Raw genomic sequence first — 12,494 nt, 5'->3', positions numbered from 1 at the left:
TCCGCTCGACTTGCATGTGTTAAGCACGCCGCCAGCGTTCGTCCTGAGCCAGGATCAAACTCTCCAACAAAAATCTTTGTCGAACAGCATCCTGGCAACAAAAGTGTTGCCAAAGGAATCCCAACCAGCAACCATTCCAAAGAACAGCCACCAGTCCGGGGTATAAAACAATTGGCACTGGCTTTACAAGCACCCTGTTGAGTTCTCAAAGAACAACCACACACCAACCAGAAACCCCGCACCGCGGAGCCCCCGCTTGGGGCATTTCGTTCAACCACCCGCCGCTCTCGCGCCGGGCACTTTTACTACGTTACCTCACCGTCTCTGCCGTGTCAAACCGTGTGTCCCGGTCTGTCACGCTTCGTACGGGTCGGCACCGCTGAACCCACGCAGCAGTCACCCGCTGCGTCTGATCATCGGATTTGGCAGGCCGGCCGCTGCGGTCTCCCGCTAGCTCGCCCGGTTCCCTGCCGGTCGACAACCTTACCCGGTCGGTTTCGCTCCGCCAAATCCGCCCTCCGGCATCTTGGCGAGCATCGCCCGGACCAGGTCTTGCGGAGGTGAGAACCTCGTTCGGACCCGGCGCCAATCCCGGTTCGGCGCTTCAGGACTTTCGTCCCGTTTGCCCCGTTCCGCGCTGGCAGAGAGAAAGTTACGCGGCCACAGGTTTGATCGTCAAATCGGTGGGTAGCGGCGCGCGTCACACCCGTCCGACGCGGGCAGGGCGGCGGGAGGCACGGTAGGCGCGGATGCCCAGGACACCGACAGTCGTGCCGATCGCCAGAGAGGCGCCGATCAGCAGGGCGTGCACCCAGAGGAAGCCCGTCGGACTGCCCTCGCCGACGACGCCGGCAGGCCAGGCGCGCTCGTCGTTCCAGATGGCGACCGCGAACCTCGGCCAGATCGCCCAGGTCCACACGCCGACGGCGACCAGGAACAGTGACCAACCACGTGACAGGACCATGGTCGGCCAGTATGCCAGCGGGCCGTACCTGCAGGTCAGGGCGTCGGGGACGGCGACGCGTGTTTCCGGCGTGGCCGCCGGGGCACTGTTCCCGGCGTCGAGCCGATGCGCGGGAGGTGCCACCTATGCAGCCGTTCAACCCCTGGGCCTGGCGGGACCCGTCCGCCCTGGCGGGTGGGTACGACCAGACCCGGCCCGGAGACGTACCGCGGCAGCGCGCCGCGGACACCGACGACCAGCTCGACGCCCCCGGTCCCGGTACGCCGCTCGACCTCACCGGCTACCGGGTGGAGGCGACTGACGGCCGGATCGGGTCGATCGACGAGGCGAACGAGGACGCCGACGCGCGCTACCTGGTGGTGGACACCGGGCCGTGGATCTTCGGGAAGAAGGTGCTGCTGCCGGCCGGCACCGTGGCCCGGGTCGACCACCTGGACCGCGTGGTGCACGTGGACCGCACCCGCGACCAGGTGAAGGAGTCGCCCGCGTTCGACAGCGACCACTTCGCGCACCCGGAGTACCGGGAGCGGGTCGGCAGCTACTACTCCGAGAGCTATCGACAGCAGTAAGCGCGGCAGGAGGCAGCGGCGCGGGCCGGTGAGCGGTTACCGTGTCAGGCATGGTCCGGCCGCGCAGCTGCCTCCCGGAGACCCGTAGCGGTCTTCCGGGCCACGCTGTCGACGGCCGGGAGCAGATCCTCGACGTACTCCGTGCCGGCGGACTCCGATTCCGCGCCGGCGGGCGATGGCGGCGCTCGTTCTGACGAGCCCGCTCCACCGACCCGGGTGACACCCGGGTCGCTTCTCCCCGCCAGCGACCGGCACGAAAGGCGTACGACCATGTCCTCTGCACGCATGCTCACCGGAGACCGCCCGACCGGGCGGCTGCACCTCGGCCACTACGTGGGCAGCATCGCCAACCGGGTGCGGCTGCACCAGCGCTACGAGAGCTTCTTCATCATCGCCGACCTGCACATGCTCACCACCCGCAACAGCCGCGCGGACATCGAGCAGGTGGCGCACAACGCCCGCGAGATGGTCACCGACATCCTCGCCGCCGGGGTGGAGCCGGAACGGGCGACGTTCTACCTCCAGTCGGCGATCCCCGAGGTCGGCGACCTGAACACGCTGTTCCAGAACCTGATCACGGTGCCCCGGCTGGAACGGGTGCCGTCGCTGAAGGAGATGACCCGGGACGCCGGCAAGGACGAGATGCCGTACGGCCTGCTCGGCTACCCCGTCCTCCAGGCCGCCGACATCCTCTGCGTGAAGGGGCAGGTCGTGCCGGTCGGGAAGGACAACGCCGCGCACGTCGAGGTGACGCGGGAGATCGCCCGGCGGTTCAACCATCTCTACGGCGAGGTCTTCCCGGTGCCCGACATGTTGATGTCGGAGACGCCCACGCTGGTCGGCACGGACGGCGCCGGGAAGATGAGCAAGAGCAAGGGGAACGCGATCGCGCTCTCCGACGACGCGGCGACGGTGCGCCGCAAGGTGATGGGGATGTACACCGACCCGAACCGGGTCCGCGCCGACGTGCCCGGCACTGTCGAGGGGAACCCGGTCTTCGAGTACCACGACATCTTCAACCCGGACCGGGCGCAGGTGGCGGAGTTCAAGGACCGCTACCGTGCCGGGCGGGTCGGTGACGTCGAGGTCAAGGAGGCGCTGGCGACGGCGCTCAACCGGTTCCTCGACCCGATCCGGGAGCGCCGGGCCCGGTTCGAGGCGCAGCCCGGCCTGGTCGACGAGCTGATCGTCACCGGCACCGAGCGGACCCGCGTCGAGGTGCGCCGCACGCTCGTCGAGGTCCGCCGGGCGATGGGCCTGAGCAGCGCGTACGCCCAGGTGCGGCGCCGGGCCGAGCGCTACCGCAAGGCCGTCGCCACCTCGGCCTGACGACAGACCGGCCCGGGGTACGCGCTTGCGCACGCCCCGGGCCGGCCGGTTACGCTGCCGACATGGCCAGTTCGCACGCGTACCCGATGACGTCCTCCGACGTCCGGCTCGGCGCGCTGCGACGCCGGCGGTCCCGCGACCGCCTGCGCTGAGCCTTCCCTCCTGCGACCGGCGGATCGAGCCGCCGGTCGTCATCGACCGTTCTCGCTCCGCCGTCGCGTTCCCGTCAGGTGATCCGCGCGGCGGATCCACAGCGAGATCGGCGTACCCATGGATCTTGAAAGGTTGCTCACCGACCGGCTGGCGCCGGCGTTCGCGGCGGTGGCCGGCGTGCCGGTTGACCCGGCCGTGCGGCGCTCCCAGCACGCGGACTTCCAGTCCGACGCGGCGCTGGGCCTGGCCCGGCGGCTCAGCCGGCCGCCGCGGGAGATCGCCGCGGAGGTACGGGGGCGCGCGGCGCTGGCCGACGTCTGCGCGTCGGTCGAGGTGTCCGGTCCGGGTTTCCTGAACCTGACGGTGGCCGACCACGCGCTCGGCGGGCTGGTGTCCGCGCTGGCCGCCGACCCGCGGCTCGGCGTGCCGCCGGTGGCCGAGCCGGAGACTGTGGTGGTCGACTACTCGGCGCCGAACGTGGCGAAGGAGATGCACGTCGGGCACCTGCGGTCGACGGTGATCGGGGACGCGGCGGCCCGGACGCTGGAGTGGCTCGGGCACCGGGTGCTGCGCGCCAACCACCTCGGCGACTGGGGCACGCCGTTCGGCATGCTCATCGAGCACCTGCTCGACCTGGGCGAGGCCGGGGCGGCGCAGGAGCTGTCGATGGGTGACCTGGACGGGTTCTACAAGGCGGCGCGGGCGAAGTTCGACGACGACGAGGCGTTCCGGGAACGGTCGCGGCGGCGGGTGGTGGCGTTGCAGGGCGGTGACCCGGCGACGCTGCGGCTGTGGCGGCTGCTGGTGACGCAGTCGGAGAGCTACTTCCTGACCGTGTACGACCTGCTCGACGTGACGCTGACCGGCGACGACTTCCGGGGCGAGAGCAGCTACCACGACCAGCTCGCGCCGACTGTCGAGGAACTGGACCGGCTCGGCCTGCTGCGGCGCAGCGAGGGCGCGGACTGCGTGTTCCCGCCCGGATCGGTGGGCCGTGACGGCGAGCCGTTGCCGCTGATCGTGCGCAAGTCCGACGGCGGGTACGGCTACCCGGCCACCGATCTGGCCGCGCTGCGGCACCGGACCGGCACGCTCGGCGCGACCCGGCTGCTCTACGTGGTCGGGCTGCCGCAACGGCGGCACTTCGAGATGGTGTTCGCGGTCGGCGCGCAGGCCGGCTGGCTGACCGCGCCGGTGCGGGCCGAGCACGTCGGGTTCGGCTCGATCCTCGGCCCGGACGGGCGGATGCTGCGCAGCCGGGCCGGCGGGTCGGTGAAGCTGGTCGGGCTGCTCACCGAGGCTGTGGAGCGGGCCACCGCGCTGGCCCGGGAACGCAACCCGGAGCTGGGCGAGGCGGAGGCCGCCGAGGTGGGGCGCGCGGTGGGCATCGGCGCGATCAAGTACGCCGACCTGTCCGGGGACCGGCACAAGGACTACGTGCTGGACTGGGAGCGGATGCTGTCGCTGGACGGGAACACCGCGCCGTACCTCCAGTACGCGTACTCCCGGGTCCGGTCGATCTTCCGGCGGGCCGGCGCGGCGGCGCGGCCGGACGCGGACGTCTCGCTCGCCGAGCCGGCCGAGCGGGCGCTCGCGATGGAACTGGTCGGTTTCGCCGCTGTGGTCGAGGAGGTGGCGGGCAGCCTGGAGTTCCACCGGCTGACCGCGTATCTGCACCGGCTGGCTGTCGCGTTCAGCGCGTTCTACGAGCGCTGCCCGGTGCTGCGGGCAGACGGGCCGGTACGCGAGAGCCGGCTCGTGTTGTGCGAGCTGACCGGGCGGGTGCTGCGGCAGGGCCTGGACCTGCTCGGCATCCGCACCCCGGAACGGTTGTGAGGCAGCGGGGCCACCGGAAGCCCGTGCGGCGCTAGCGTGACGCATCGATCGAACGAGAGGCAGGCGGCCATGGCGGATCGACGCGCGGTACTCGCTCCGGGACGGGGCTACGACACCCGGGGGCCGCTGTTCGTCTACATCGGGGAGGCGTTGCGCCGGCGCGGTTTCGAGGTGCACGAGGTGACCTGGCGGTCGATCGGCGATCTGCGCCACGACGCCGCGCCGGAGTGGGTCGCCGAGCAGTTGGATCCGGTCCTCGACGCCGGGGTGGATCTGCTCGTGGGCAAGTCGCTCGGCAGTTTCGCCGCCCCGCTCGCCGCCGACCGGGGCATCCCGGCGGTCTGGCTGACGCCGTTGCTGACCGACCCCGCGGTACGGGAGCCGCTGGCCCGGGCCACCGCGCCGTTCCTGCTGGCCGGCGGCACCGCCGACCCGGTCTGGGACGGTGCGGTGGCGCGGCGGCTCACCCCGTACGTGGTGGAGGTCGCCGACGCCGACCACTCGATGATGGTGCCCGGACCGCTGGCGGCCTCGGCCGAGGCGCTGGGGCGGGTCTGCACGGCGGTGGAGGAGTTCGTCGCCGGCCGCTGACGGGTCAGCGGCGGCGTCGCCGCGTCCACACCACCCCCGCCACCGCAGCGATGAGCGGCAGCAGGCAGCAGAGCGTCAGGATGAACAGGTGCCACGGCTTGATCGCTCCCATGCCGCGAACGATAGGCGTCGCTGTCCACGCCCCGCTACGCGGCGGCTCGGGCGGCCTTGCCGTCCAGCCACAGCGTGTCGCTGTCGTCGCGGTGCGAGCCGGTGGAGCCGACGTGCTTGGCGCTGATCTTCGGCCCGTTCCTGATCACGTGGACCAGGGCCATCGCGTGTCCCCGGCCGAGGCCGTACTCGTCCTTGAGCCAGCCGACGATCACGCCGGCCTTCACGTCGGCGGCGTCGTAGCCACGCTCCCGGGCCTGGTCGACCAGGGCGCGCGGGGTCTTGCCGGTCTTGTCCTCGATCGCGTCGAGGTATGCCTGGAAGGACATCTGCTCAACCCTTCGTCCGGGAGGTGGTGACAACTCCACCCTCCCGGGCGGCGCGGGTCCGATCAACGACGGACCGGGCCACCGTCGTTGCCTCCAGGACAACGATCGGGCGAGACGCCGGAGAGCCCGGCCCGCGTGGTCGCGGGCCGGGCTCTCCACACCTCGGGGTACGCGCTCAGCGCTGAAGCGTGAGCAGTCCGGGGCGGTAGGGCAGGAGGCCGTAGTCGCCGCCGGAGTTGGGGGAGCGGCCCTGGTAGAGCAGTTGGAGGTTGCAGGGGTCGACGGTGAAGGTCTGGTCCGCGGTGGTGCGGATCAGCTCACCGTGGCTGATGTCGTTGGTCCACGTCGCGCCGCTGTTGACCTTGCCGGCGAACGGGTTGGACTCGGTGGCCGCCTGCGGGGTCCAGGAGCCGTTCAGGCTGGTGGCGGTGAACGAGCGGAAGTAGCGGCCCTGCGAGCCGATGGCCTCGACGATCATCAGGTAGCGGGTCTGGCCCTGCAGCTTGTAGACCTGCACGGCCTCGAACAGGTTGTTCGTGCTGTCGGACATGATCGTGGTGTAGTTCGAGCCGAAGCTGCCGGGGAAGTTCCCGATCGGCATGCTGGAGCGGTAGATCTTGCCGTTGTCACCGGCGAAGAACAGGTACATGTTCTGGTCGTCGGCGATCAGCGTCTGGTCGATCGGGCCGGTGCCGGAGCCGGAGATGCTGCCGGTGAACAGCGGCTGCGCCGACGACCACCCGTTGGGGTTGGTGGGGTCGTTGGAGGTGCGGTAGGAGAACGCGGTCGGTCCCCACTGGTACGCCAGGACCCAGATGTTGCGCGGCGCGAAGTAGAACAACGTCGGCGCCACGGTCCCCGACGACATCGCGTTCTGGCTGGCCGACGCCATCTGCGACCAGTTCGAGAACAGACCGAAGTTCATCGACCCCCACGACGACCCGGTGTCGTGCGTCGTCGCGTAGACCAGGTGCTGCCCGTTGTACGGCACCACCGTGAAGTCCTTCAACGACACCCAACCCGACCGCGGCTGCGCCAACGCGCCCGTCGACGACCACCGGTACGACGACGGCAGGTTGCACGTGCCACCCGGCGGCGGCGTGGTGGGAGGCGGCGTGGTGGGGTTGCCGCCACCACCGTCGACGCGGACGAGCTGCCACTGCTGGTTGGCGCCGTTCCAGTCGTCGTACTGGACGATGTTTCCGCCGTCGGCGGTCGAGGCGCCCTGCACCTCCACCACCTTGTTGCTGTTGCGGTTGATCAGCCGGATGTAGCCGCTGTCGGAGTCGGCCAGCCGGAACTGCTGGTTGGTGCCGTTCAGGTCGGACCACTGCACGATGCTGCCGCCGTTGGCGGTCGACCAGTTGTAGACGTCGAGCACCTTGCCGGACAGCCGGGACTTCAGCCGGTAGTAGCCGCCGCCGGAGTCGACGAACTGCCACTGCTGCTGGTTGCCGTTGTTGCGCGTCCACTGGGTGATCCGCGCGCCGTCGTTGGTGGCCAGGTTGTAGACGTCGAGCGCCTTGCCGCTGTTGCGGTTGACCAGGACGTACCAGGCGTTCGTGTCGACGCTCGCGGCGGCGGCGGGCGCGGACACGGCCGCCACGGCGGCGGCGCCGACGAGGACCGCGGCAGCGCCGGTCGCGACTACTCGCGGCAGCCATCCGCGCCGTCGCGGGGGCGACACCGTCGATGGGGATCTACCAAAAGCAAACATGTTCCTCCCTCAGATCACACTTGTGAGCGCTAACAATTAGCACTGGCGCACTGACCCCACACCCGGCCTGCCACGCGGCCGTCCGCGCCCGCTCGGCGACCCATCGCTCCCGCCGCCCCGTGCCATCGACTGTGAGCGATAACACGCCGTTCGTCAAGTCGTAACAGTCGATGGAAGGCGGGCGCGTGACGTTACCGGCCCATGTCAGCTTCTCGACCCAGCACTACCGCTGCCCGCACCACGGCTCGACAGTGCACACGGCTGGAGGGGGTGGGGGAATTGGGGCAGCCGGCGAACGAATCCGTCATGATCCGGGACTGGTTCAGCGTGCCGCGGGTGTCCGCCGAGGACCGGGCCGCGATCTTCGGCGTACGCACCCAGGACCCGCGGGTGGAGTTCGTCGCGCTGACCGTCAAGTACTGGCTGGACGCGCACGCCACCCGGTCGATGACCCGCGAGCGGGTCCTGACCGCGATGAGCGGGCGCATCACCGCCGACAACGTCTGGGACCTGGTCGCGATGCTGGCGAGACTGCGGCTGGCCGAGGCGTTCTTCGACCTGGCCGCCTCGGACGTCGACACCGACGGCGCGTTCCGCCGTCTCCTGCTCGGCCTCGACCCCGCGCTGCTCGACGCGATGCGGCACTACGCGGCCTGGAACGGGATCAACCCGAAGCTGTTCCTCGACGGGTTCGCCGTCGGCGTCGGGGAATCCGTCGCGACGGTGGTGGTCGACCTCGGCAAGCTCGTGCAGTTGATCGGCCGCCTTCAGCAGGAACAGTTCACCACGCTCATCGTGCTGACGGTCGACCCCCGCGCCGGTGTGCAACGCATCGCCGACCAGGCCACCGTCGTACGCCAGGCGCTGGCCGGGATCGTGGCCGCGCTGGACCCGACCACCGTCCCGGATCGGCTGCTGGCGCTGTGGCGCGGCTGGGCGGCCGAGTTCGCCCGCCACCTGGAGAACCTCGACCCGTTCGCCGCCGGCCGGCTGCTCGGCCGCGTCGCCGGCGACCTGTACCAGGTGCTCACCGGCCTGGTGCACCTCGCCCGGCTGCTCGGCGGCGTCGCGGTGCGCGCCGCCGTCCGGTACGTGCCGCTGCTGCTCGCGGGCGCCCGCGAGGCGCGCCTGCTGACCGCACAGATGGCCGCGCTGCTGGTGGCGATCGGCCGGGCCGCGATCGCCGCCACGCCCCGGGTGGGGCTGGCCGTCCTGCGCACGCTCTTCCCGCCGAAGGTGCTCGACGCGCTGTTCCGGCAGGGCCGGGTGCTGCTCGCCGACGCCGAGCTGACGTTGAGCGTGTTCAACCAGGCGGCGCACGCCGAGGCGTTCGCGGGCGCCGGCGCGGGCACCCGGCTCGGCGCGCTGGTCAGCCTCGACGGTCGGCCGGTGCTGATGGCGAGCATGTCGGAGGCGGTGTCGTCGGCCGGCCGGGCGGCGACCCGGGCCGAGCTGAGCGAGGCGCTGGACGAGATCATCAAGCGGGTCGAGGACCTGCGCGAGCTGAAGCCGCCGAAGACACCCCGGGACGTCCAGGCCGCCGTCGTGCGCGCGGCCATCGCCCGGCAACTGGAGCAGCGGCTGACCACCGCGTTCAACAGGGCGCTCCAGACCGCCGCGTACGAGGAGTTCCGCGCGCTGCGCAAGGCCGGGCAGGCGCAACCGTGGCGGCTCGGCCAGCAGGTGCACCGGCGGATGGCCGCCGAGGTCGCCCAGCTCGTCGGCCGGTCACCGGGCCTGGAGGCGTTCGCGGAGAAGTCACTGGCGACAGTGGTCGAGGCGGTCCGCACGGCCCACCCGGAGCTGGCACCCGCGCTGCGCGGCTCCGACGCGGTGCTGCGCCAGACCGTCGCCCAGATGCTGCTCGGCCACCCGGACCGGGATCTGCTGCTGCGCCTCGTCGGCTTCACCGGCAACCCGGCCGCGACCGGGGCGGAGAAGGCCCTCGCCGGCCACCTCGCCGAGCGGTTCCGGTGGAAGGCGTCCACCACCGTCGGGGACCTCCGCTCCGACCTGCTGCTCGTCGACCCCGAGGCGGCCCGCGTCACGAACGTCGACTGGACCTCCTCGACCAAACTGGAGCGCTTCGAGAAGACCTGGGGCACCGTCGCCGACGACCTCGGGGAGACGTTCGACGGTCGCTGGGAGGCGATCGCGGAGGCGTACCAGCGGGCCGCCAAGGGCGGGGTGCCGGCGGAGGTCGTCGCCGGTCTCGAAGAGCTGACCGCGCACGCCGTACGCGAGACGGTCGTCCGCCAGGCCGCCCTCAGCCAGTTGTTCCCCGGATTCTTCGTCACCTCGCACGAGATGACGTACCAGGGGCTGCACTCCCTGTTCACACTGCCGCTGTAGAGGAGCACCGATGGGCAGAGTCGTCGTCGCCGACGCCGATCCGGCGACGCTTGGTTTCAGCACCGCGCATTCCGACAGGTACGTCTACTCCAACTACTTCGTACCGGTCCGGCTCACGTTCGGCGGTGGCGAGACGCCCATCCTGCCGTTCTACGTCAAGCAGGCGCTGATCGAGGCGATCCGCTACGGCGGGCTCGACGGCGACCGGCTGCCGCACCTGCTCAAACAACTCGGCCTCTACGACCTGTGGAAGGCCAACGAGATGGACGCCGCCACCGAGGCGCTGCCCGGCGCCGACTCGGGCATGTCGCACCGGGAGCCGCCGGCGCGACGCCAGACGCTCCTCGGCGACCAGCAGGCGGAGTTCCTCGCCGGCCTGCTCCAGTCCGACGTCGGCATCGCGTTCCTCGACCGCACCCGGATCCGGCCGGTGGGCTTCGCGCTCGGCGAGCACGTCTACGCGCTGGCGCTCGCCCCCGGTGAGGAGGCCGTGCTGGAGCAGCGCACCTACACCAAGCGCGAGCTGACCCTGGAGGAGCAGAACGAGTCGGAACAGCAGACCGACGTCGAGCTGACCAGCGCGCTCACCACCGAACTCCAGGAGGGCTTCGAGCGGCAGAAGTCGCTCACCGACACCTGGGGGCTCAACGCGAGCCACACCGGCCAGTACACCAGCCCGACCGGCATCTGGGGCACCTTCAACGCCAGCCACACCATCGGCTTCGCCACCAGCGTCACCGCGGCGAGCCAGGAGACGAGCCGCCGCGCGGTCAAGGACAGCCGGACCGCCACCTCGAAGGTCGCGGCGCGCTACCGCACCCAGCACAAGACCGATTTCAAGCTCGTCACCGAGACGGGCACGGAGTCGTCCTCGAAGCGCACCGTCCGCAACCCGAACCGGGCCACGCCGATCACGCTGCACTACTTCAAGGTGCTGCAACGGCTGGAGCTGGCCCACGAGCGGTACGGCGCACGGGTCTGCTGGGCCCCCACGATCAAGGACCCGGCGCTCGCCTTCGCCCAGAAGATCACCGGCGGGCGGCAGCGGATCCGCGACAACGCGGTCGCCGCGCTGCCCCCGATGCCGGTGAAGCCGGAGCGCCCGCCGCGTGGCGCGCCCGCCGCGGTGGAGACGCGCGTCGTGTACTCCGCCGTGGTCACGCTCGACAAGTGGGGATTCACCGGCGACATGAGCGCCGACTACGACATCGACGTCACCCTCGACGCCGGCTGGGAGTGGGACGGCAACGTCGACACGATCCGGCAGAACCTCAACCTGATCACCCGCCGCCCGCCGACCGCCATCGCGGCCCAGGTCGTCGGTGTGCCGGTGGTGACGGAGGCGGACGGCCGACCGGTCCTGCGCGTCCGCATCCATGTGGGCGCGGCCAGCTGGCTGGGCGGTCCCGGCGCGCAGGCCCAGATCGCGGCCGGGTTCCGGCGTACCCCGACGGTGGTGGACCAGACCGCCGACGACGCGGCGTACAACGCGCTGGTCGCGGGCTACCTGACCGATCTTCAGGAGTGGCAGGACCGGCGCGACGCGGCGCTGGCGGCGGCGGAGACGGCGGGGGACGAGTTCGAGGCGCGGCTGCGGGCCGGCTTCTCCCCGGTCAACGAGATGGTCTCGCAGATCGTGGAGGCGCACTTCCCGGCCAGCGTGCGGGACGAGGCGTGGGAGATCGACTTCTGGCACCGGGTCTTCGACTGGGAGCGCGCGTCCTTCGTGGCGTACCCCGGGTGGTGGTCCGGCGGCGACGCCCGCGCCCCGGAGCGCGACCCCGGCGACTTCGTCAACGCCAGCTGGGCGAAGCTCTACCTGCCGGTGCGGGCCGGCATGGAGCTGACCGCGCTGCGGTGGATCTTCGGGAAGGTGGTGGCGACGCGCCTGGCGCCGGAGGTGGAGCGGGAGCTGGAGGCGTTCGTGGACGAGCTGACGGCGTACCGGGCCGGCCATCTCGGCACCGGCGACGAGATGCCCGAGCTGACCACCGAGTGCCAGGACGTGCCGGAGCGGGTGTACTGCCTGGCGAAGTGGACCGAGTTGATGCCCACCGACGGCACCCACCTGGAGGTGGTGCAGGGCGCCACGACCGCGGCCGACGCGGTGACCGCCAAGGAGATCAGCGACGCGGAGGCGCTGCGGGCGGCGCTGCTCGACGGCGAGGTGCAGACCAACCGGCTGCGGACCAGGGCGTACGACCAGATGACCGAGCCGGCCGACGTCGACATCCACCTCGGCACGCCGTCCGGGAGCAGCCCCACCGCCTGAGCCGCTCGTCCACCCCGATCCCTCGCCTGACCAGGGGATCGGGGTGGACGAATTCTGGCAAAGTCTGAACTTTCGATTCGTGGCCTAGATGGGCAAAAAGGCGCATAATTGATTCCTTACGGTCGCTCCCTCGGGGCGACGACGACGCCAGCCGGCGAACCGTCCAAAAAGAACCGTCTCCCCACCGGTGGGTCGATGGTGCTGGATCCCCAGAGGCACTAGGTTGGCCGTCGCCGCTGTGCTCGGCCGGCATTCACAAACCTAAGGAACA

At 70.9% G+C, this 12,494-nt stretch carries 9 protein-coding genes and 1 rRNA gene (1 of these 10 only partly in view); 6 read left to right on the top strand and 4 right to left on the bottom strand.

The window, feature by feature from the left end; all coding sequences use genetic code 11:
• A 16S ribosomal RNA gene (locus O7542_RS27005) occupies window positions 1-70 on the bottom strand (it extends 1,445 nt beyond the left edge of the window).
• Between the two features lie 630 nt (window positions 71-700).
• A complete protein-coding gene (locus O7542_RS27000) occupies window positions 701-964 on the bottom strand; it encodes a hypothetical protein (RefSeq protein WP_166456740.1) in 264 nt (87 codons plus the stop codon).
• 125 nt (window positions 965-1,089) lie between these two features.
• On the opposite strand from O7542_RS27000, the gene O7542_RS26995 reads away from it, so the two are divergent.
• From O7542_RS26995 to O7542_RS26980, 4 genes are all read left to right on the top strand, one after another.
• The gene (locus tag O7542_RS26995; protein ID WP_064448820.1) at window positions 1,090-1,533 is read left to right on the top strand and encodes a PRC-barrel domain-containing protein; all 444 of its coding nucleotides are present in this window, start codon (window positions 1,090-1,092) and stop codon (window positions 1,531-1,533) included.
• Between the two features lie 270 nt (window positions 1,534-1,803).
• Window positions 1,804-2,862 (top strand): tryptophan--tRNA ligase, encoded by a 1,059-nt coding sequence (gene trpS / locus O7542_RS26990; RefSeq protein WP_064448821.1) that lies wholly within the window; start codon window positions 1,804-1,806, stop codon window positions 2,860-2,862.
• A gap of 270 nt (window positions 2,863-3,132) precedes the next feature.
• Window positions 3,133-4,851, top strand: coding sequence for an arginine--tRNA ligase (gene argS, locus O7542_RS26985; RefSeq protein WP_166456741.1), 1,719 nt, complete (start codon window positions 3,133-3,135; stop codon window positions 4,849-4,851).
• 69 nt (window positions 4,852-4,920) lie between these two features.
• Window positions 4,921-5,442: an alpha/beta hydrolase gene (locus tag O7542_RS26980; RefSeq protein WP_069089879.1), complete on the top strand. Its 522-nt coding sequence runs from the start codon at window positions 4,921-4,923 to the stop codon at window positions 5,440-5,442.
• Window positions 5,443-5,588: 146 nt separating this feature from the next.
• Here the strand turns inward: O7542_RS26980 and O7542_RS26975 are convergent, their stop codons facing one another.
• A complete protein-coding gene (locus tag O7542_RS26975) occupies window positions 5,589-5,882 on the bottom strand; it encodes a DUF4287 domain-containing protein (RefSeq protein ID WP_069089878.1) in 294 nt (97 codons plus the stop codon).
• A gap of 175 nt (window positions 5,883-6,057) precedes the next feature.
• Window positions 6,058-7,599, bottom strand: coding sequence for a non-reducing end alpha-L-arabinofuranosidase family hydrolase (locus tag O7542_RS26970; protein ID WP_166456742.1), 1,542 nt, complete (start codon window positions 7,597-7,599; stop codon window positions 6,058-6,060).
• A gap of 306 nt (window positions 7,600-7,905) precedes the next feature.
• Here O7542_RS26970 and O7542_RS26965 point away from each other — a divergent pair, with 306 nt between their 5' ends.
• On the top strand, window positions 7,906-9,951 hold the full coding sequence (locus O7542_RS26965) for a hypothetical protein (RefSeq protein ID WP_205797524.1): 2,046 nt from the start codon (window positions 7,906-7,908) through the stop codon (window positions 9,949-9,951).
• Window positions 9,952-9,961: 10 nt separating this feature from the next.
• Window positions 9,962-12,223, top strand: coding sequence for a hypothetical protein (locus O7542_RS26960; protein WP_166456744.1), 2,262 nt, complete (start codon window positions 9,962-9,964; stop codon window positions 12,221-12,223).
• The last annotated feature ends 271 nt before the right edge of the window (window positions 12,224-12,494 follow it).

Origin of the sequence: Micromonospora sp. WMMC264, from assembly GCF_027497275.1 — a bacterium.
In the GTDB taxonomy this organism is placed as follows: domain Bacteria; phylum Actinomycetota; class Actinomycetes; order Mycobacteriales; family Micromonosporaceae; genus Micromonospora; species Micromonospora chalcea.
Note: the sequence above shows the minus strand (reverse complement) of the source record. Positions and strands in the feature narration are given on the sequence as shown.